The sequence below is a fragment of the Rhizobium mayense genome (assembly GCF_030272705.1).
GTDB lineage: Bacteria > Pseudomonadota > Alphaproteobacteria > Rhizobiales > Rhizobiaceae > Rhizobium > Rhizobium mayense.
This window is the reverse complement of sequence record NZ_JARFYM010000057.1, coordinates 19,442-38,154: the sequence shown is the minus strand read 5'-3', so window position 1 is coordinate 38,154 and position 18,713 is coordinate 19,442. Positions and strand designations below refer to the sequence as shown.

At 59.5% G+C, this 18,713-nt stretch carries 22 protein-coding genes; 10 read left to right on the top strand and 12 right to left on the bottom strand.

All coding sequences use genetic code 11. The features are described from left to right. Positions 1-277: 277 nt before the first annotated feature. From PY649_RS33175 to ligD, 5 genes are all read left to right on the top strand, one after another. Positions 278-985, top strand: coding sequence for a 3-oxoacid CoA-transferase subunit A (locus PY649_RS33175; protein WP_285873236.1), 708 nt, complete (start codon positions 278-280; stop codon positions 983-985). Continuing rightward, a complete protein-coding gene (locus tag PY649_RS33170; RefSeq protein WP_285873235.1) occupies positions 982-1,671 on the top strand; it encodes a CoA transferase subunit B in 690 nt (229 codons plus the stop codon). Before PY649_RS33175 ends, PY649_RS33170 begins: the two co-directional genes overlap by 4 nt. A gap of 114 nt (positions 1,672-1,785) precedes the next feature. Beyond that, positions 1,786-2,991: a 3-oxoadipyl-CoA thiolase gene (gene pcaF, locus PY649_RS33165; protein ID WP_285873233.1), complete on the top strand. Its 1,206-nt coding sequence runs from the start codon at positions 1,786-1,788 to the stop codon at positions 2,989-2,991. Between the two features lie 155 nt (positions 2,992-3,146). Further along, a complete protein-coding gene (locus tag PY649_RS33160) occupies positions 3,147-3,941 on the top strand; it encodes an SDR family NAD(P)-dependent oxidoreductase (RefSeq protein WP_285873232.1) in 795 nt (264 codons plus the stop codon). A gap of 98 nt (positions 3,942-4,039) precedes the next feature. Next, positions 4,040-4,924: a non-homologous end-joining DNA ligase gene (gene ligD, locus PY649_RS33155; protein ID WP_285873230.1), complete on the top strand. Its 885-nt coding sequence runs from the start codon at positions 4,040-4,042 to the stop codon at positions 4,922-4,924. On the opposite strand, the gene PY649_RS33150 is transcribed toward ligD, so the two are convergent. From PY649_RS33150 to PY649_RS33125, 6 genes are all read right to left on the bottom strand, one after another. Next, entirely contained in the window at positions 4,921-5,505 is a 585-nt protein-coding gene (locus PY649_RS33150) for a methyltransferase family protein (RefSeq protein WP_285873228.1), read from the bottom strand. The two genes, ligD and PY649_RS33150, sit on opposite strands and share 4 nt — an antisense overlap. Further along, positions 5,502-6,239 carry a glutathione S-transferase gene (locus tag PY649_RS33145; protein ID WP_285873226.1) on the bottom strand — a complete coding sequence of 246 codons (738 nt, stop codon included), beginning with the start codon at positions 6,237-6,239 and terminating at the stop codon, positions 5,502-5,504. The genes PY649_RS33150 and PY649_RS33145 overlap by 4 nt, the downstream gene beginning before the upstream one ends. A 33-nt stretch (positions 6,240-6,272) precedes the next feature. Next, a complete protein-coding gene (locus tag PY649_RS33140; RefSeq protein WP_285873224.1) occupies positions 6,273-6,563 on the bottom strand; it encodes a DUF3175 domain-containing protein in 291 nt (96 codons plus the stop codon). Between the two features lie 30 nt (positions 6,564-6,593). Beyond that, positions 6,594-6,908 carry a plasmid stabilization protein gene (locus tag PY649_RS33135; protein ID WP_285873222.1) on the bottom strand — a complete coding sequence of 105 codons (315 nt, stop codon included), beginning with the start codon at positions 6,906-6,908 and terminating at the stop codon, positions 6,594-6,596. Between the two features lie 78 nt (positions 6,909-6,986). Then, complete coding sequence (locus PY649_RS33130; RefSeq protein ID WP_285873220.1) at positions 6,987-7,139, bottom strand: hypothetical protein; 153 nt, start codon at positions 7,137-7,139, stop codon at positions 6,987-6,989. Positions 7,140-7,402: 263 nt separating this feature from the next. Further along, complete coding sequence (locus PY649_RS33125; RefSeq protein ID WP_285873218.1) at positions 7,403-7,675, bottom strand: DUF2934 domain-containing protein; 273 nt, start codon at positions 7,673-7,675, stop codon at positions 7,403-7,405. 351 nt (positions 7,676-8,026) lie between these two features. Here PY649_RS33125 and PY649_RS33120 point away from each other — a divergent pair, with 351 nt between their 5' ends. The 4 genes from PY649_RS33120 to PY649_RS33105 all read left to right on the top strand — a co-directional run bounded on the left by PY649_RS33120 (position 8,027) and on the right by PY649_RS33105 (position 11,963). Then, positions 8,027-9,490, top strand: coding sequence for a phospholipase D-like domain-containing protein (locus PY649_RS33120; protein ID WP_285873216.1), 1,464 nt, complete (start codon positions 8,027-8,029; stop codon positions 9,488-9,490). 124 nt (positions 9,491-9,614) lie between these two features. After that, complete coding sequence (locus PY649_RS33115; protein WP_285873214.1) at positions 9,615-10,454, top strand: endonuclease/exonuclease/phosphatase family protein; 840 nt, start codon at positions 9,615-9,617, stop codon at positions 10,452-10,454. Positions 10,455-10,538: 84 nt separating this feature from the next. Then, on the top strand, positions 10,539-11,285 hold the full coding sequence (locus tag PY649_RS33110; RefSeq protein WP_285873212.1) for a phosphoglycerate mutase family protein: 747 nt from the start codon (positions 10,539-10,541) through the stop codon (positions 11,283-11,285). 90 nt (positions 11,286-11,375) lie between these two features. After that, positions 11,376-11,963: a hypothetical protein gene (locus PY649_RS33105; RefSeq protein ID WP_285873210.1), complete on the top strand. Its 588-nt coding sequence runs from the start codon at positions 11,376-11,378 to the stop codon at positions 11,961-11,963. Positions 11,964-12,107: 144 nt separating this feature from the next. Here the strand turns inward: PY649_RS33105 and PY649_RS33100 are convergent, their stop codons facing one another. The 3 genes from PY649_RS33100 to PY649_RS33090 all read right to left on the bottom strand — a co-directional run bounded on the left by PY649_RS33100 (position 12,108) and on the right by PY649_RS33090 (position 14,981). Next, the gene (locus PY649_RS33100) at positions 12,108-13,241 is read right to left on the bottom strand and encodes a mandelate racemase/muconate lactonizing enzyme family protein (RefSeq protein ID WP_285873208.1); all 1,134 of its coding nucleotides are present in this window, start codon (positions 13,239-13,241) and stop codon (positions 12,108-12,110) included. Then, a complete protein-coding gene (gene kdgD / locus PY649_RS33095; protein ID WP_285873206.1) occupies positions 13,238-14,143 on the bottom strand; it encodes a 5-dehydro-4-deoxyglucarate dehydratase in 906 nt (301 codons plus the stop codon). Before kdgD ends, PY649_RS33100 begins: the two co-directional genes overlap by 4 nt. An 88-nt stretch (positions 14,144-14,231) precedes the next feature. Continuing rightward, entirely contained in the window at positions 14,232-14,981 is a 750-nt protein-coding gene (locus tag PY649_RS33090; protein ID WP_285873203.1) for a FadR/GntR family transcriptional regulator, read from the bottom strand. 104 nt (positions 14,982-15,085) lie between these two features. On the opposite strand from PY649_RS33090, the gene PY649_RS33085 reads away from it, so the two are divergent. Then, positions 15,086-15,883, top strand: a complete 798-nt coding sequence (locus tag PY649_RS33085) for an NAD-dependent epimerase/dehydratase family protein (protein ID WP_285873201.1) — start codon at positions 15,086-15,088, stop codon at positions 15,881-15,883. 52 nt (positions 15,884-15,935) lie between these two features. On the opposite strand, the gene PY649_RS33080 is transcribed toward PY649_RS33085, so the two are convergent. From PY649_RS33080 to cysT, 3 genes are read right to left on the bottom strand one after another with little or no spacing between them, the layout of a single operon-like run. After that, positions 15,936-16,982, bottom strand: coding sequence for a sulfate/molybdate ABC transporter ATP-binding protein (locus tag PY649_RS33080; protein WP_285873199.1), 1,047 nt, complete (start codon positions 16,980-16,982; stop codon positions 15,936-15,938). 11 nt (positions 16,983-16,993) lie between these two features. Further along, entirely contained in the window at positions 16,994-17,866 is an 873-nt protein-coding gene (gene cysW, locus PY649_RS33075) for a sulfate ABC transporter permease subunit CysW (protein ID WP_285873197.1), read from the bottom strand. After that, a complete protein-coding gene (gene cysT, locus PY649_RS33070; protein ID WP_285873195.1) occupies positions 17,856-18,713 on the bottom strand; it encodes a sulfate ABC transporter permease subunit CysT in 858 nt (285 codons plus the stop codon). The genes cysW and cysT overlap by 11 nt, the downstream gene beginning before the upstream one ends.

The window sequence follows — 18,713 nt, the reverse complement described above, 5'->3', positions numbered from 1 at the left end:
GATATCTCGGCTCACTCGTCCAGACCATCGGTCCAGACGAGTGCACCAATTATCTTGTCAATGCTGGATATGCTTCAAACAAAACATGAAGCGCTCTAGGGACACATCAAACGTCTAAGATCACATTTCATATCCTCAATTCATCTGCATATTGTGCGATATATGAACAAACGTCAAATATCGCACAATATGATTGCTACCCAGCCCACGCTGATCTATTCGAAAGAAGAGGACGGGCCGTCTCAATCCGCCCGCAATGGCAAATGGGAGAATCCCTATGGACAAGACAATCGCGAGCACGACGGCTGCCGTCTCGGACATCGGCGATGGTGCGACCGTTATGATCGGCGGTTTTGGTGGCTCCGGCGCGCCGATCGAACTCATTCATGCGCTGATCGACAAAGGCCCAAAGAACCTGACCGTCATCAACAACAACGCCGGCAACGGGCGTATCGGCATCGCTGCAATGATCGATGCCGGCATGGTCAAGAAGATGATCTGCTCCTTCCCGCGCTCATCCGATCCGCGCGCTTTCACGGACCGCTATTTGGCCGGGGAAATCGAGCTGGAACTGGTGCCTCAAGGGACTCTGGCCGAACGCATCCGTGCCGGCGGCGCGGGCATTCCCGCGTTCTACACCCCTACCGCCTATGGCACCGAACTCGCCAGCGGCAAGGTCATCGCGGAATTCGATGGCCGCCACTATGTTCAGGAGCGCTGGCTCAAGGCCGATTTCGCCATTGTCAAAGCGCAAGTCGGCGATGTGCACGGCAATCTCATCTACAACAAGGCCGGTCGCAACTTTAATCCTCTGATGTGCATGGCCGCGACCAAGACGATCGCGCAGGTCTCGAAAATCGTCGCAGCCGGCGAGCTCGATCCGGAGCACATCGTTACCCCCGGCATCTTCGTCAACGGCGTCGTGGAAGTCGCCGATCCGCAACAGGAAGAAAATCTCATTCGAGCCGGAGTGGCATACGTATGACCATCGACACACGCGAAGACATCAAACTCTCCAACGCCCAGATCGCTTGGCGCGCGGCTCAGGATATCCGGGATGGCGCCTATGTGAATCTCGGCATCGGCTTTCCGGAAATGGTCGCCCGCTACCAGCCTCCGGGCCGTCAGGCGATCTTCCACACCGAAAACGGCATCCTGAATTTCGGCGAGCCGCCGGCGGAAGGCGAGGAAGATTGGGATCTGATCAACGCCGGCAAGAAAGCCGTCACGCTGAAACCGGGCGCCTCCTTCTTCCATCACGCCGATAGCTTCGCCATGGTGCGCGGCGGCCATCTGGATGTCGCGATCCTCGGCGCCTACCAAGTGGCGCAGAATGGCGACCTCGCCAACTGGCGCGTCGGCTCCAAGGGCGTGCCTGCGGTTGGCGGGGCCATGGACCTGGTGCACGGCGCCAAGCAGGTTTTCGTCATCACCGAACATGTCACAAAGGATGGCAAGCCGAAGCTGGTGGAGGCCTGCACCTTCCCACTGACCGGCGTCGGCTGCATCACCCGCGTCTATACGAGCCATGCTGTCATCGATATCACCAACGGAGGTTTCGTTGTGCGTGAAAAACTCGCGGCCATGACTATGAACGAGCTGCAGGCGATGACCGGCGCTCCACTCCATACCGATCGCAGCATCGCCGACCTCGTCGTGCCGAGGCTCTAAAGCGCGTCGCGACCTTTCAGACTCGCCCGATACGCTTTAAGCTTATAATATTTCGCAGGTCGTTATCGCAAAACCGCAGCCCATTTTTGCGCGACATGCAGTAGGGAGAAGACCATGACCGATGCTTTCATCTGTGACTATATCCGCACGCCGATCGGCCGTTTCGGCGGTTCGCTTTCGTCCGTCCGCGCCGACGATCTCGGTGCGGTGCCGCTGAAGGCACTGATTGAGCGCAATGGTTCCATCGATTGGGAAGCGGTCGACGACGTGATCTACGGCTGCGCCAACCAGGCAGGCGAGGACAACAGAAACGTCGCCCGCATGGCGGCGTTGCTGGCCGGCTTGCCGGTTTCCGTTTCGGGCACGACGATCAACCGCCTCTGCGGTTCCGGTATGGATGCCGTCATCACCGCGGCGCGCGCCGTTCGCGCCGGCGAGGCTGAATTGATGATCGCCGGCGGCGTCGAGAGCATGTCGCGGGCACCCTTCGTCATCCCCAAGGCCGAGAGCGCCTTTTCCCGCAATGCCGAAATCTATGACACCACCATCGGCTGGCGCTTCATCAATCCGGTGATGAAAAAGCAGTACGGCGTTGATTCCATGCCGGAAACTGGTGAGAACGTTGCCGAGGACTATAAGGTCAGCCGCGTAGACCAGGATGCCTTCGCCGTCCGCTCGCAGGCCAAGGCGGCCGCAGCTCAGGAGAACGGCCGTCTCGGCAAGGAAATCACGCCGGTAACGATCCCGCAGCGCAAGGGCGATGCCATCATCGTCGGCAAGGACGAGCATCCGCGCGCAACGACGATGGAAGCGCTGGCAAAGCTCGGCACGCCCTTCAAGAAGGAAGGCGGTACGGTGACTGCCGGCAATGCCTCCGGCGTCAACGACGGCGCCGCAGCGCTGATCATCGCCTCGGAAGCTGCCGCGAAGAAATACGGCCTGACGCCGATTGCCCGCATCCTTGGGGGAGCTGCCGCCGGCGTCCCCCCGCGCATCATGGGCATCGGCCCGGTCCCGGCAGCCCGCAACCTGATGGCCCGCCTCGGCATGCGCCAAGAGCAGTTCGATGTCATCGAGCTCAACGAAGCCTTCGCCTCGCAGGGCCTCGCCGTGTTGCGCGAACTCGGCATCGCCGATGACGATGCCCGCGTCAATCGCAATGGCGGCGCCATCTCGCTCGGCCACCCGCTCGGCATGTCCGGCGCCCGCATCACCGGTACGGCGGCACTGGAACTGAAGGAGACCGGCGGACGCTATTCGCTCTCGACCATGTGCATCGGCGTCGGTCAGGGCATAGCGATCGCGCTCGAGCGCGTCTGACGCATCACAGGAATTTGAGGGCGGGCGGCCGGGATTTTTCCCTGCCGCCCGCCTTTTGTTTGCGCTGCATGCATTGCCTGATCGCGGATTCGACTGATATTACCAATGCCAATTGCTTTAATCCCTTAGGTTTTTGACATTCAGGAGGAGCTGTCATGGCTGAACTTGCGCAACTACTCGCTTCCATCCGTATTCCCGATCTTGCCGGCAAGCGGGTGTTGATCACAGGCGCATCGACGGGTATCGGCGCGGCCCTTGCCCGCGCCTTCGCCCAGCAGGGGATGAAGGTCGGAATCCACTTCAACGCCAGCCGCGAACCGGCTGAAAAGCTGGCAGCCGAGATCACTGCCGCCGGTGGCCACGTGCATCTGGTCCAGGGCGATGTCTCGCAGGATGGCGAGACCGAGTGCGTCGTCAACGAGACGGCGGAGGCTTTTGGCGGCCTCGACGGCCTGGTGAACAATGCCGGCGGCATGCTCGGCCGCGTGCCGACCTCGGCAATGACGGATGAACATTATGAGCGTGTGATGAACCTCAACGCCCGCTCGGTCCTCGCTGCGACCCGCGCCGCGCATCCCTATCTCAAGAAGCAGGGTGGCTTCATCATCAACACGACGTCGATCGCCGCCCGCAACGGCGGCGGCAATGGCGCGATCCTTTACGCGGCATCCAAGGGCTTCGTTTCGACCATCACCCATGGCCACGCCAAGGAATTCGTCGCCGACAAGATCCGTGTCAATGCCGTCGCGCCGGGCGTCATCGCCACTCCTTTCCACGAGCGTTATACCAACGAAGAGCAGATGGAATTGCAGCGCAAGACCATCCCGATGGGCTTCGTCGGCACCTCGGAAGATTGCGTCGGCGCCTACCTCTTCCTCGCTTCGCCGACCCTTTCCGGCTACATCACCGGCCAGATCATCGAGGTTAATGGCGGCCAGCTCATGCCGTAAGGCGAGGGGCGCCGATCGACTTTTTGCGCCAGGCAATGGTAACCTTTGCCCGGCGCATTCGTTTTAGGGCGATGTGACATCGATGATGGAGCGTATGCATGGCAAAGACGCCCTCTCAAGACCTCAGGACTTCCGTGCAACTCACGCATCCGGAGCGAATTTATTGGCCGGGTGACGGTGTCAGCAAACAAGATCTTGTCGACTACTATGCGCTTGCCTGGCCACGCATGGCGCCCTTCGTCGTCGATCGGCCCTTAGCGCTGCTGCGCTGCCCGGATGGCATAAAGGGGCCGCGCTTCTTCCAGAAGCATGCATGGAAGGGCATCAATCCGCATATCGAAGAGATTGTCGATCCCGAGGACAGGGACGGGGAAAAGCTGTTGCGGATCAAGGATTTCGACGGCCTTGTTGCGCTGGCCCAATCCGCTGCCCTCGAAATCCATCCCTGGGGCACGACGACAGCGCATTGGGAAAAGCCGGACATGATCATCATGGATCTCGATCCCGGTGACGATGTTACCTGGAGCGCGGTCATCACGGCGGCGAAGGAAATCAAGGAACGATTCCAGGCTTTGGGCCTTGCCTCCTTCGTCAAAACTTCGGGCGGCAAGGGATTGCACGTCGTAGCCCCACTCAAACCCAAGGCTGCGTGGCCGGAAGTCAAGGCGGCTGCGGAAGCAATCGCGCACGGCATGAGCGGCGACAATCCCGAAAAATACCTTTCGGTCGCAGCGAAAGCGAAACGGGGCGGCCACATCTTCATCGACTATCTGCGCAATGGGCGCGGCAACACCGCCGTCGCGCCCTATTCGACGCGGGCGAGGCCGGGCGCTGCGATCTCCATGCCGCTTGCCTGGGACGAATTAACCGACCGCACCGGCCCGTCTTCATTCATCGTAAAAAATGCGGCGTCACGGCTAAGCGAACACTCCGCCGATCCGTGGGCCGATTTCTTCGAGGCGGCTGAACCGCTGAAGAGCTAGCCATACGCGACGAAAGGCACCAGAGCCGGCGTCTTGGCTTTGTAATCCACATAGGCCTGGCCGAATGTTTCGCCCATCCAGCGTTCCTCGATGTGGACGCGGCGTAGAATGGCATAGAGCATGAACCCGATCGCGAGCAGTGCGCCGATATGGCCGCGGGCGAGCGCGGTGCCGATGAAGGCGAGCAACAGGCCGGAATAGATCGGATGACGCACGATGGCGTAAGGGCCGGTGCGGATCAGCACGTGATCTTCCTTGACGGTGATCACGCCGCTCCAGTTGCGGCCGATGTGATAGCGCGCCCAGACGGCGAAGGCGAGGCCGATGACTGTCAGGGCCGCGCCGATGCTGTAATAGGCCAGATTTGGCGGCAGGAGCCGGAATGACAGGGGACCAAGCCAGGATGGCCGCGCCACCAACAGAAAAGCACCGATCCAGATGGGTGCGGTGTTCGACAGCCGTGACAAAGGATCCTCGCTCCGCGTCGTCTTCTTGACGCGGAACGATGCGACAAACCAGATCAGCGCCCAGCTGCCCCAGCAGACCGGCAGGAACAAGGTCAGCAAAGTTGGTTCGCTCATGCCGCGTTCTGGTCCAGCTCAGGATAATGCCGGAAGATACCATCTTCGTTGAAGGGTATGCGGCGCTCGGATTTGAGGTAGCGGGCAATGTTCGGTCGTTTGGCCACGGCATCATGCAGGGCCGCCAGATGCGGATATCGGTCGGCCAGTTGCGCCGTCGCCCGGGGAAAGGCGTATCGCAGTCCTTCGAACACCTGGAACAACGACAGATCGACGTAGGTAAGCCGGTCGCCGAATATGTGCGCAGGCCCATGCGGATTTTGCCGCAGGACGCGTTCGAAATAGCCGAGGTATTTCGGCATGCGGTTGTCGATGAACTCGGCCGCACGGGCCTTGGCTTCCTCCTTCTGGTCCTCATAGTATTTCGAGGTAGCGATCGGATGGTGGGTATCGTGCACTTCGGCAACGAGATCGGTTATCGTCAGTTGCAGGCCGTGCACGACATGGCGCAAGCCGTGATCCCCCGGCGTGAGGCCAAGTTTCGGCCCCAGATACATCAGGATATTGGCGACATGGGAGATGATGAGATCGCCGTCTTTCAGGAAAGGCGGCGCGAAAGGTATATGCGACTCGGCTTTACTCTTCATCACCGCCATCATCGCGCGAATGCCCTGGCCTTCGCTCGCCGGACCGCGGCTGACGTCGATATAGTCTGCACCGGCTTCCTCGAGCGCCAAACGTACAAACTCGCCACGGCCCTGGATGCCGTCCCAATAATAAAGCTCATAGGGCATTCAAAAATCCCTCCGTCCCACATGCCGCCACATCTATTTCGCGTCGCGGCCAAAATCCTTGCGTAGCTCGTCCTTCGCAGCTTCAAGCGTCTTTCTCTGCTGTTCGCTGAGATGGCTGCCGGCCCGATCGATGTAGAAATTTAGCATCGACATGGCGGAACGGAAGGGGCTGGATTTACGACGATCGCTCGTTTCTGCGGAATGCTTGAGGGAATCGGCGATAACCTTGGGATCTTGCGATGTGAAGACACCGTTTTCCAGATCCAAGGCATCGCTGTTCTCGGTCACCTCGTGCGACCAATTCTTCTTCTGGGACCGGGTCATGGCGGACTCCTTTTCCCAAAAAATGCGTCGTTAATGGTGGGTGTGTTGCTCGTTACGCTTGCGTGCCGCGGCGGCCTTCTTTGCCGATGTCGAACGTTCGCTTGCAGGGCGGCTCGCGGAGGCCTTGCCTCCGATGCGTCCGCCTTTTTCCGATGACGCGTGGCTTTCGGAATGACCTCGGCCCGAGCCGGATTTCTTACCGCCGCCGCTTTCCTTGTTCACGGTTGCCCAAGCCCGGCGCTCGGCTTCTTCGTTAGAAACGCCACGGCTTTCGTAGCCTTCCTCAATATGTTCAGCCTTGCGTTTCTGCTTGTCGGTATAAGCGGATTTGTCTCCTCGCGGCATCGTCTTTCTCCTCGTTGCATATGAGAAAGCCAACCCATCGCCATAGAAAAAGTTCCGATTCTATCGGCAAGACGGCGATCAGTTCGAGACGTCGGGAAGCGACGGGCGCGCCGCGGCGTGTGCATCATCAGTCGATGCGGGAAACATGATGCCGACAGAGCGGTCGATGACGAAGATCATGGCCAGCGCCGCAAGGAGGTAGAGGATCGCGAGAATGAGAAGCGATGTCATGAAATCACGTCGATGCAGCCGCTAAGCAGCCTGCCACAACAATAGTCAGAATAAAGATTTCCACGTGATCCCTATGATTATTGTTCATGACGAAGCTCCCTCTTCGTCCAATACCATCAATGTGTGACATCTATTCTCGCGAAACGCGCAATTTACCGAAATTCTTGCGAAATTTTCACTGCGAATGCCATAAAGACAACGGCCCGATGTTCAACACCGGGCCGACCCTATCCTAGACTGTATCATCAGTCGCAAAGCGCACGTCAAATCTTCGCGTCGAGAGCCTTTTTCGACGCCCGTTTCGTGCCGGCCTTCACTGCAGCGTCGCTGACCACCGCAGTCAAGGCAGCCGCTGCCTTGCGCGTTGCCTTGGGTTTTACGTCGATCTTGTCGTCCTTGCTGACACTTTTCTCAAGCGCAGTGCGCTCGTTGCTCGCCTGTTCCCAGTGAACCGTATCACGGCCGGAAGGATATCCCTCTTCCTCCCAGATGGCATAGGCGCGCTTTTGGATCCATTCGTCCCGGGGTTCCAACATTGCTGTTCTCCGTTCGCATCATTGACCATGGTTGATGAAAATGCCCGTTCTTGAAACGCGGGCTTTCGTGCCTCACTGAGCGGCCGATATGCTGGCCCGAGAGGTAACGGAGAAAACTCTCCGGATCTCTACGCTCAAGTTACGGCTGGCGCTTCGCACGAAAAAGAAAATGCGATGTACCGTGATGGAGCGATAGCGAAGCGACCGAACCATCAGTATGACGACAGCGCGATCCTCGTTCAATTAAAAATGTCTAATACACGGCCTTTCCACAGAGCTTTGCTTCTGCCGGATCGGGATTAGAGACTGCTGTCGATTGCAGCTTTCACGGGCAAAGTTATACTCCCCCCCATGTTTGACCTGGTGATTGCCCATTGGGGCCAAATCCTCGCTGTCCTGTCCATCGCCATGGGGGCGGCAGCCGCCATTCATGCGGCGATGACGAAGGAGGAAGTTCGCGCCGCGATCGGCTGGGTCGGCGTCATCATCCTGTCGCCCATTGTCGGGGCGCTGCTCTATGCTGTGGCCGGCATCAACCGCATCCGCAGGGCGTCGCTGAGCTCGCAACGCAACCTCCTGTTCCAGAAAGACGCGACGGGGGTGCTCGCCAGCTTCGACGCCCAGGGCGATATCGTGCGCAGGATCTTTGGCGAGCGTTTCGGCTCCATGAAGACGCTGGGCGACCGCGTTGCGCGCTATCCGATGAGCACCGGCAACACCATTGAAATGCTGGAGAGCGGCGACGCCGCCTATGCTGCGATGAAAGCCGCCATCGACGGTGCAGAGCGCAGCGTCTTGCTGGAGACCTATATTTTCGACCGCGATCCGATCGGCCTGCGCATCGCCGACTCGCTGATTGCGGCCGTCAAGCGCGACATCAGCGTGCGTGTCCTGATCGACGCCGTCGGCGCCCGCTATTCGGTGCCGAGCATCATGGGATATCTGAAAGAAGGCGGCGTACAGGTGGACGTCTTCAACGGCAACGTGATCATCGGACTCCGGCTGCCCTATGCCAACCTGCGCACCCACCGCAAGATCCTTGCCATCGATGGCCGCATCGCCTTTACCGGCGGAATGAATATCCGCCAGGGTTTCACTCGGGAATTCGCCAGGGATCACTGCGCTCGCGACACGCATTTCTGCGTCACCGGTCCTGCCGTCGCCGACCTCTTCAATACTGCCGCCGAGGACTGGCGTTTTGCCACCGGCGAGGTGCTGAGCGGTGATCACTGGCGGATTGCAACGCCGTCGAACGAGCCCGGCGCACCGGTCTTCATGCGCGTCATTGCCTCCGGCCCGGACCGCAGTGTCGAGACGAACCACAAGATGCTGATCGGCGCATTCTCGGTCGCCCGCACCTCCATCCGCATCATGTCGCCCTATTTCCTGCCGGATCGCGAGTTGATCAGCGCGTTGGTGACAGCGGCACGACGTGGCGTCGAAGTGGATGTCATCGTGCCGGCCGCCAACAATCTGGTGCTTGTCGACCGTGCAATGACCGCTCAGTTCGACCAGATGCTGAAGGATTATTGCCGCATCTGGCGGGCCGACGGCCCTTTCAATCATTCGAAACTGCTGGCGATCGACGGCACCTGGGCCTATGTCGGCTCTTCCAATCTGGACCCGCGCTCTCTTCGGCTGAATTTCGAAGTCGATCTGGAAGTGTTGGACCGCGGTTTCGCCGGCGCGATCGACGCGCACATTGGCGCAATCCTCGAAACGGCCACGCCGGTCCAACTTGGCAAGCTGCGCGCCCGTCCCTTCATCGTCCGTCTGATCGAAAAGATCCTGTGGCTTGGCTCACCCTATTTATAATGAAAGCGGCACAGCCCATATATCTAGAAACAAGCCTTTTCACATGACAAGGTCGGCTATCATTCCATATACTCCTCAAGATCTAGCTCGGCAGGCTTCGACAACGGAAACGGTCAACAGACAGATGCGGAAGAAAAAAGAAAGTCTCCGTGCAAGCATTTTCGAAACCTTGAAGAACAGAAAAACGTCGCGGGTAGCGCATGATGGCGAACGGACGCGTCCAGAAGGCACGTTGATCGCTTCCTACAATGTCCACAAATGTGTCGGCGCCGACCGCCGCTTCGATCCGGAGCGGATCAGCCGAGTCATTCATGAAATCGATGCCGACGTCATCGGCCTGCAAGAGGCTGATACCCGCTTCGGCGAGCGCACCGGCCTGCTCGACTTGCGCCGGCTCGAGCGTGAAACAGGCCTCATTCCTGTACCGGTGGCAGGCGCCACCAAAGCGCATGGCTGGCATGGCAATGTCGTGCTGTTCAAACAGGGAACGGTGCGCGATGTGCACCAGATCAACCTTCCGGGGCTCGAGCCGCGCGGCGCGCTGCTTGCGGAAATCGAACTCGCCCGCGGCGGTGCGCTCAGGATCATCGCCGCCCACCTTGGGCTGCTGCACCGTTCCCGCGCCCAGCAAACACGTCTGATCGCCGAACTGATGAGCAGCGACAATGAGACGCCGACCGTTTTGCTGGGTGATCTCAACGAATGGCGGCTCGGCGATCGCTCGTCGCTCAACACCTTCCAGGCGGCTTTCGGCCCGCTGCCGCCTGCCGTGCCGAGCTTTCCCTCGACCCTGCCGCTTCTGGCGCTGGACCGCATCATGGCCAACCGCCGCGGCCTGATCTCGACGGTAGAAGTCCACGACTCAGCACTGGCGCGTGTCGCTTCGGATCACCTGCCGATCAAGGCGGTCGTCAGCCTGGAGACACTCAGGGCCGAGACAGAAGCGCGCGCCGAATCCGCTTGAATTGGGAAGCACCGTCTATGTTGCGCCCGATGCGCTTCACGGTCATGATGACCTCGATTTCACATCGGACAACGCGGGCAGCTGATGCAAATCTTTCTCGTTCGACACGGCGAATCCCTGGGCAACCTCAGTGACCAGGCCTACCGGCAGTTCGGTGATCATAATGTTCCCTTGACACAGTGGGGCTATCAGCAGGTGCTGGAAGCCGGCCGCGTGATCGCGTCCCATCTGGAAGGCCGACCAAGCGCCGAATCGCAGAAACTGAGCATTTGGTACTCGCCCTATCTGAGGACGCGACAAAGCAAGGATGCCTTGCTCGAAGTCTGGCCGGCCGGGTTGATCGCGGACGTTCGGGAGGACTACTTGTTAAGAGAACAGGATTTCGGCCTCTTTACCGAAATCTACGATCGCGCCGAACAGAAACGGAAATTTCCCGAAGAGTTTGAAAAGTGGGCCAGGCTGCGCAACAGTAACGGGAAATTCTATGCGAGGCCTCCGGACGGCGAGAGCAGGGCGGATGTGACGCAGCGGGTCCGTCTGTTCATTCAGACCGTCAAGCACGAGTCTTGGAACGGCAAAGACAACGTGATTATCGTTGGCCACGGCGTCACCAACAGGGCGTTCGAAATGAATTTTCTGCACCATTCCGTCGATTGGTTCGAGCGTTCAGGCAATCCCGGAAATGCGGATGTCACCTTGATCGAGGGCAATGCCACGGAAGGTTATGCGTCGATCCTGATCCATAAGGCCGCCGACCGGGCAAAGGGACAGGAGAGCGAACTGCGGGATGCCTATGGTTTGGAGCAGGAGGTCACCGGCAAGATTGGTTGATCGTGCTGCCTGCCAACCTGGCACCGCCGCAGCGGTACGACACCAATAGCCCAGCATCGTTCGAATCGAATTGCAACGGAACGACGGGAAATGAGTGAAACGTCAAAGTTAATACCCGACGAAGTTACCCACAATTACAACCCGGAAAGCCCGTTTCTCGCCAACATCTGTGACCTGGAGCATGAAGAGGCCGAGAAAGTACTTCAGAGCATACGAAATACTGGCCGCAGGACAATCAAGACCAATTATTTGAACAGACGCCTGGAAGTAGAGGATTGGTTGATCAGGGAACGCCACCGCCTGTTGGGTCATACCCCGCGGATGAGGCCAGTCTATTTCTTTCTCGGGAACTTTGCAGACGGCAAAGACCGTTCGCGACCCAACTCGCTTGTCATGCCGCTGAACGCCTTCCCAGAAGGCACTATCACTTTCACCATCCCCGACAGTATGGCGAGCCTACCTATCGCGAAGCATCACAAGTATGAGCTCGAGCGGCAACCTTACCACGGACAGGTGTTCTCCTTGGAGGAGATCCGAGACGTAGTCGCCAAATTCGGGATGCCGAACGAAAGTTGGGCTGCTGATCCTCGCAAGCGCTTTGATCGTTTCGTCGAAGTCCAGGTGTGGGATGACAGACCAATTATCGAATATTTAGGCCTATCGGCATCGAGCACATAAATCTCGAAGTCGTCGCTCCAGCCCAAGCGTCGCCTAGACTAGCCTACCCCTAACGCAACGCCCTCAATTAAATCCATTCGGCGCGGCAACTTCAGCCGCATGGCCCAAACAGAGCACTTTGGGCCATCAGGGGGCCGATCGGCGTCAATCCTTCAGCCGGTATTGCTCCAGCGCATCACGGTTGATTTCGATGCCGAGTCCGGGGCCGTCGGGGATGGCGACAACGCCGTTCACGTGGTCCAGCGGTTTTGTCAGAACAGCTTGACGGAACGGATTGTGAGTGCGGTCGAATTCCAGGATCGGCGGCCGGCCATTGCGGCGCGGCGGATCTGGCGGCAGGGCGGCGATAAACTGCAGGCTGGCCGCAATGGCGACGCCAGTTCCCCAGACATGCGGTACGAGGCGAACGCCGTTGATGGCAGCCATATCGGCAATCCGGCGCATCTCGCTAAAACCGCCGGTGCCGCAAATATCCGGCTGGATGATGTCGACGGCGCGGGTTTCCAGCGGCTCCCGCATGCCGAAGCGGCCATGCCAGGTCTCGCCGCCTGCAACCGGGATCGGCTGGCCGGCGCGCACCGCGCGATAGGCGCTGAGCTGTTCCGGAATGACCGGCTCTTCGAACCAATCCACGCCGTATTTCGCAACGGCATTGCCGACCGTGCACGCTTCCAGCGCATCATAGCCATGATTGGCATCGATCATCAGCCGAATATTCGGACCGATCGCTTCGCGCACGGCACGGATGACGGAGATATCCTGCTCGACATCGAAGCCGATCTTGATCTTCACCGCATGGAACCCTTGCGCGACATAGGCAGCGGTCTCAGCGGCGATATCGGAGACCGGATCGACGCCGTCCTTGCGGAAGGAGCCGGTGGCGTAGGCCTTCACATCCTCACGGAAACGGCCGCCGAGCAGACGTGACACGGAGGTGCTGTGATGCTTGCCCTTGATATCCCAGAGCGCGATATCGATGCCGCTAAGCGCGGTCACCGTCAGGCCGCGCTGGCCTTGATCACGCAGGAGATTGTAGAGTTCCAGCCAGATGATTTCCGTGTCGCGTGGGTCGCGACCAAGAAGGCGAGGGGTGTAGGCTTTCACGACGGCAGCATTGGGACCTGCCGGGCCGAGGCATTCGCCCCAGCCGATCGTGCCGTCGTCACAGACGATTTCGACGAGGCAATGCTGGCGGCGGTCGAAGCGCATGGAGGCGCTTTCGAAGGCGTGATCCAGCTTATGGTCGAGCAGATGGGTGTGGACAGCGGAGATTTTCATGGGCGGTACGGCCTGATCAGATCATCGAGCATGGCGACTTCCTGTTCGGTCAGGTCGGTCAGCGGCGGGCGAACCGAACCGGCATCGAAGCCAAGCAACCGGACGCCGGCCTTGATGGCCGACACGGCATAACCCTTCTGGCGGTTGCGGATGTTCATGAAGGGATAGAAGAAATCGATCAGCAGCTTGTTGGTCGCCGCCGTGTCGCCGGCGCGCAGCGCCTTGTAGAAGTTTTGCGCCAGGACCGGCACGAAGTTGAAAACGGCTGACGAATAAGTCGTGACGCCCGCGCCAAGATAGGCGTCGGCGAAAAGTTCGGCCGTCGGCATGCCGCCGAGATAGGTCAGCCGTTCACCCATCGTCGCTGTGATCTTGCGCACCAGGCCGATATCGCCGGAACCGTCCTTGAAGCCGACCAGGTTCGGGCAAGCATCGCAGAGCCGGGCGAGGGTTTCCGCCGTCAGGATCGAATTGTCGCGATTGTAGACCATGACGCCGATCGATACGGCATCGCAGACCGCCTTGATGTGTTGGAACATGCCGTTCTGCGGCGCGTCGATCAGGTAATGTGGAAGAAGCAGGATGCCGTCAGCGCCGGCCTTCTCCGCCGATTGCGCGATCTGGACAGCGATTCGCGTGCCGTAACCGCAGCCTGCGACGATCGGCGTATCACCGGCGGCCGCCTTTGCGGCGCTGACTATGGCAGGGATTTCGTCCGGCGCCAGCGAGAAGAATTCGCCAGTGCCGCCGGCGGCGAAAAGCACGCTGGCCTTGAAGCCTGAAAGCCAGCCGACATGATCGCTATAGGCGGCGCGATTGAAGCTGCCGTCCTTGCCGAATGGCGTCACAGGGAAAGACAAGAGCCCGGCGCAAAGCGCGGCCTTGAGAGCTAAGGGGTCCATGGACACGAAGATCCTCCAAAATCCATCTGAATTGATGGGATCATAGATGACATATGACAACAGTCAACGTGTTATCATATGTCTATATTCAAGAACTCTTTCGGATCAGGTTGCGATAGCGCTGCTGACTGCCTTTCAGATGCAGCCGCATCGCGTCGCGCGCAGCTTGTTCATCGCGATCCGATATGGCTTCGGCGATGCGTCGATGTTCGGCCTGGATCTGCGCCAAATAGTCGGCGGCGGCGGTTTCGTCCGGCTGATCCTGGAGGAAGGAGCGAGGAATTGCCCTCCTGCCGGTCAATTCCAGAAACTCGCGGAAGCGCGGATTGTTCGTCGCGTCGGCAATGGCGAGATGAAACTCGAAATCGGCCTCCGAGGTCGCAATACCGCGTTCCATCGCGCGACCGATCTCCTCGAACCGCTCGATGATCGCCTCGTCCTGGGCGGGGGAGCGGCGGGCTGCAGCGAGGCCCGCAGCCTCGGTTTCCACCGCGGCACGCAGTTCCAACATCTCAATTATCGAGGAAATCCGCCCCGGATCGGTCTCCAGCAAGCCGGTAGGAGGGAAGGGCTTGGCATTGCGGACGAAGACGCCGACACCGTGGCGCACCTCAACCAGTCCATCGGCGCGCATCGACGCGATCGCTTCGCGAATGACGGTGCGGCTGACCTTATATCGTTCCGTGAGACCGCTTTCGCTGGGCAATTTTTCACCCGGCTTCAAGGCGCCGCCAAGTATCTCCTCGCGCAATTGCCGGCCGACGACATCCACCAGGTTGCGCCGGCCGGCTGGCCGTTCCTCACGCTCCTTGGTCTTGATCGCTACATCTCGCGTCATTCCGGCATCCCGATGTTTCGAGCAATGAGATTACAGATATATGATGACGAACGGAAGCCCATATTATAAGTTCCGCTTCGATGATACCGATATGGGAGAAAACCATGCTGAAAACTCTGTTGATGACCGGTGCTGCCGGCGGCGTCGGCCAGGCCCTGAGACCACTTCTTTCGCAGATCGCCGAGACCGTCGTGCTCTCAGACATTGCCCCGATCGATGATCTGCGTTCGAATGAACGCTTCGTTGCCTGCGATCTCGCAGACCGCGCCGGCGTCAAAGCACTGGTCAGAGGCGTCGACGGCATTATCCATCTTGGCGGGATTTCCCTGGAAAAGCCCTTCGATCTGATCCTGCAGGGCAATATCGTCGGTCTCTACAATCTTTACGAAGCCGCCCGCGCTTCCGGCAGGCCGCGCATCATCTTTGCGAGCTCCAATCACACGATCGGCTATTATCGCCGCGACGAGCGCATCGACAACACCGTGCCGACACGTCCGGATTCACTCTACGGGGTCTCGAAAGTCTACGGCGAAGCCCTGGCAAGCCTTTATTTCGATAAATTCGGGCAGGAGACATTGTCGGTGCGAATCGGCTCGTGCTTCCCTGAGCCGCGCAATCCGCGCATGCTGGCCACATGGCTCAGCGCCCGCGATCTGCTGACGCTCTGCGACCGTGCCTTCGAGGCCCCTCGGCTCGGACACACGATCATCTATGGCGCCTCCGACAATGACGAGCAGTGGTGGGACAATCGCAATGCCGCCTTCCTCGGTTGGAAGCCGCAGGACAGTTCCTCGCCGTGGCGCGCGCAAGTGCTGGCAAACGCCTCGCCGGAAGATCCCAATGACCCCGCCGTCATCTATCAAGGCGGTGGTTTCGCCACAGCCCCCCATCCGGAAGACTGAGGGTTAAATCAAGTGAGCAACGGAGCCGGAACGGCGATCTGCTCGCGAGAGCTCAGCCGCCGTTTCGGAACAATCTCCAGCGCGTAGGCCTGAAAGCGATGCGATTGCGGTCGAGCGCGCCGGCCTTGTCCGGCGGCAGCTCGATTTCGATCTGCTCATGTTTTGCGCCGATATTCATTTCGATATGGCGGGTGCCGGCAACACGGCGGGTGGCAGTCAACAATCCGGCAATGCACCCGCCGTCACCGTCGCGAAGCTCGATATCGTGCGGGCGAAAATAGAGATAGGCCTCGCCGTCGGGTTCGTGCGGTGTGCTGAGCCCGAGGGGCCGATCCTCGAACCAGATTTCGCCACTGGAAATGCGCACCTTCACACGGTTGGACTGTCCGATGAAACCATAGACGAAGGGCGAATTCGGCGTGTCGTAGATCTCATCCGGCGTTCCGACCTGCTCGATTGCTCCCTTATTGAGCACGACGACGCGGTCGGCCAGTTCCAGCGCCTCTTCCTGATCGTGGGTCACGAAAACTGTGGTATGGCCCGTACGATCATGGATTTCGCGCAGCCATTTGCGCAAATCCTTTCGCACCTGTGCGTCGAGTGCGCCGAAGGGTTCGTCCAGAAGCAGTACGTTCGGTTCGACCGCCATGGCGCGCGCGAGCGCCACGCGCTGCCGCTGGCCGCCGGACAACTGTGCTGGATAGCGCTTCTCCAGGCCATTGAGCTGCACCAATTCCAGCAGCTCGACGGCGCGACGATGGATTTCGGCGCGGGGAGGGCGCCGCGAAGCCGTGCGCACCTTCAGGCCGAAGGCGATATTATCCAGCACGGTCATATGACGGAACAGCGCATAATGCTGAAACACGAAGCCGATGTTGCGCTGCTGCACCGTCTTTTTCGATGCATCTTCGTCACCGAAGAAAATCTTTCCAGCGGTCGGCGTTTCCAGCCCGGCGATCAAACGCAGCAGCGTCGTCTTGCCGGAGCCGGAAGGGCCAAGCAGCGCGATAAGTTCACTAGAGCGAATATCCAGGGAGACGTCATGCAACGCGGGAAAGCGGCCGAATTCCTTGCGGAGGTTTTGAACGCGAACTTCCATTAACAATTCCTTCAGTGACGCCGGCTGGCTGCAATCTCTTCGCTGTAGCGCATTTCCAGCAGCGTCTTGAGTATAAGTGTGACGAGGGCAAGCAGGGCGAGAAGCGTGGCGACCGCGAAAGCTCCTGAGAAATTATATTCATTATAGAGAATTTCGACCTGCAACGGCATGGTGTTGGTTTCGCCGCGAATATGGCCAGAGACGACGGACACGGCGCCGAACTCGCCCATGGCGCGGGCATTGCAAAGGAGAACGCCGTAAAGCAGTCCCCATTTGATGTTCGGCAGCGTCACGTGCCAGAATGTCTGCCAGCCGTTCGCCCCGAGTGACAGCGCGGCCTCTTCGTCTGCATTTCCTTGCTCCTGCATCAGCGGGATCAATTCGCGGGCGACAAAAGGGAAGGTGACGAACATCGTCGCCAGCACCAGGCCGGGAACCGCGAACAAGATCCGTATACCATGGCTCTGCAGCCATGGCCCGAGCACGCTGTTCGAGCTGAACAACAGCACGAACACCAGGCCCGATATGACCGGCGATACGGAAAACGGCAAATCGATCAGCGTTGTCAGGAACGCCTTGCCCTTGAACTCGAATTTGGCGATCGCCCAGGCTGCGGCAATACCACAGACGAGGTTCAGCGGCACGCTGATGCCAGCAACGATAAGCGTCAAGCGAATAGCGGCAAAAGTCTCCTCGTCCACCAAGGCACTGAGGAACTCTTCGGTGCCCTTGCGGAACGCTTCGACGAAGACGGCCGCAAGCGGCAGCAGCACCATCAACACCAGGAAGGCGAGCGAGATGACGACGAAGGTCCAGCGCGCGAACTTGCTCTCGGTAATAACGGATTGACCCGTGTCGGATGAGGAAACGACATCATGAGCCATAGCCGTACCTCTTTCTGCTCCAGGATTGGGTGAGGTTGATGACCAAGAGCATGATGAAGGAGATGATCAGCATCATGGTCGCAATCGCCGTCGCCGCCGCGTAGTTATATTCCTCAAGGCGGATAACGATCAGCAATGGCGCGATTTCGGAGACATAGGGCTTGTTGCCGGCGATGAAGATCACCGAGCCGTATTCGCCGGCCGCACGCGCGAAAGCGAGAGCGAAGCCGGTCAAGGCTGCGGGAGCCAGGCCCGGCAACAAGACGCGAGTGATCGTCTGGAAACGGCTTGCTCCAAGTGTCGCCGCCGCCTCTTCCACCTCGCGGTCAATCTCTTCCATGACCGGCTGCGCCGTGCGCACGACGAAGGGCAAGCCGACGAAGATCAACGCGATGATGATGCCGGCCGGAGTGAAAGCGATCTTGATGCCGAGCGGCGCTAGAAACTGCCCAATCCAGCCGTTCGGCGCGTAGAGCGTCGTGAGCGCAATACCGGCAACCGCCGTCGGCAGGGCGAAAGGCAAGTCGACCATGGCGTCGATGATACGCTTGCCGGGAAAGCGGTAGCGCACCAGCACCCAGGCAAGGATCAGCCCGAACACCGCATTGACGATGGCGGCGATGAAGGCGCCGCCAAAGCTCATGCGGAGTGCGTAAAGCGTGCGGATGTCGAGCGCAATGGCCCAAAACTTGGTCCAGCCGAGAGAGCTGCTCTTCCACAGCAATCCCGAGAGCGGGATGAGAACGATTAGGATGAGCCAAGCCAAGGTAACGCCGAGCGCCAATCCGAAGCCCGGAATGACACTCGGCTGCCTAAACCGCCACCGTTTGCGGGTTATCGCATGCAT

Bases quoted from the DNA above. Each gene is read 5' to 3' on its own strand.
- cysW (WP_285873197.1), bottom strand. From the start codon at position 17,866: ATGGCTCATGATGTCGTTTCCTCATCCGACACGGGTCAATCCGTTATT.
- PY649_RS33085 (WP_285873201.1), top strand. From the start codon at position 15,086: ATGCTGAAAACTCTGTTGATGACCGGTGCTGCCGGCGGCGTCGGCCAG.
- PY649_RS33080 (WP_285873199.1), bottom strand. From the start codon at position 16,982: ATGGAAGTTCGCGTTCAAAACCTCCGCAAGGAATTCGGCCGCTTTCCC.
- PY649_RS33160 (WP_285873232.1), top strand. From the start codon at position 3,147: ATGGCTGAACTTGCGCAACTACTCGCTTCCATCCGTATTCCCGATCTT.
- PY649_RS33115 (WP_285873214.1), top strand. From the start codon at position 9,615: ATGCGGAAGAAAAAAGAAAGTCTCCGTGCAAGCATTTTCGAAACCTTG.
- PY649_RS33090 (WP_285873203.1), bottom strand. From the start codon at position 14,981: ATGACGCGAGATGTAGCGATCAAGACCAAGGAGCGTGAGGAACGGCCA.
- PY649_RS33145 (WP_285873226.1), bottom strand. From the start codon at position 6,239: ATGCCCTATGAGCTTTATTATTGGGACGGCATCCAGGGCCGTGGCGAG.
- PY649_RS33175 (WP_285873236.1), top strand. From the start codon at position 278: ATGGACAAGACAATCGCGAGCACGACGGCTGCCGTCTCGGACATCGGC.
- PY649_RS33150 (WP_285873228.1), bottom strand. From the start codon at position 5,505: ATGAGCGAACCAACTTTGCTGACCTTGTTCCTGCCGGTCTGCTGGGGC.
- PY649_RS33135 (WP_285873222.1), bottom strand. From the start codon at position 6,908: ATGCCGCGAGGAGACAAATCCGCTTATACCGACAAGCAGAAACGCAAG.
- PY649_RS33140 (WP_285873224.1), bottom strand. From the start codon at position 6,563: ATGACCCGGTCCCAGAAGAAGAATTGGTCGCACGAGGTGACCGAGAAC.
- PY649_RS33120 (WP_285873216.1), top strand. From the start codon at position 8,027: ATGTTTGACCTGGTGATTGCCCATTGGGGCCAAATCCTCGCTGTCCTG.
- PY649_RS33100 (WP_285873208.1), bottom strand. From the start codon at position 13,241: ATGAAAATCTCCGCTGTCCACACCCATCTGCTCGACCATAAGCTGGAT.
- PY649_RS33105 (WP_285873210.1), top strand. From the start codon at position 11,376: ATGAGTGAAACGTCAAAGTTAATACCCGACGAAGTTACCCACAATTAC.
- pcaF (WP_285873233.1), top strand. From the start codon at position 1,786: ATGACCGATGCTTTCATCTGTGACTATATCCGCACGCCGATCGGCCGT.
- PY649_RS33130 (WP_285873220.1), bottom strand. From the start codon at position 7,139: ATGACATCGCTTCTCATTCTCGCGATCCTCTACCTCCTTGCGGCGCTG.
- cysT (WP_285873195.1), bottom strand. From the start codon at position 18,713: ATGCATGCGATAACCCGCAAACGGTGGCGGTTTAGGCAGCCGAGTGTC.
- ligD (WP_285873230.1), top strand. From the start codon at position 4,040: ATGGCAAAGACGCCCTCTCAAGACCTCAGGACTTCCGTGCAACTCACG.
- kdgD (WP_285873206.1), bottom strand. From the start codon at position 14,143: ATGGACCCCTTAGCTCTCAAGGCCGCGCTTTGCGCCGGGCTCTTGTCT.
- PY649_RS33170 (WP_285873235.1), top strand. From the start codon at position 982: ATGACCATCGACACACGCGAAGACATCAAACTCTCCAACGCCCAGATC.
- PY649_RS33110 (WP_285873212.1), top strand. From the start codon at position 10,539: ATGCAAATCTTTCTCGTTCGACACGGCGAATCCCTGGGCAACCTCAGT.
- PY649_RS33125 (WP_285873218.1), bottom strand. From the start codon at position 7,675: ATGTTGGAACCCCGGGACGAATGGATCCAAAAGCGCGCCTATGCCATC.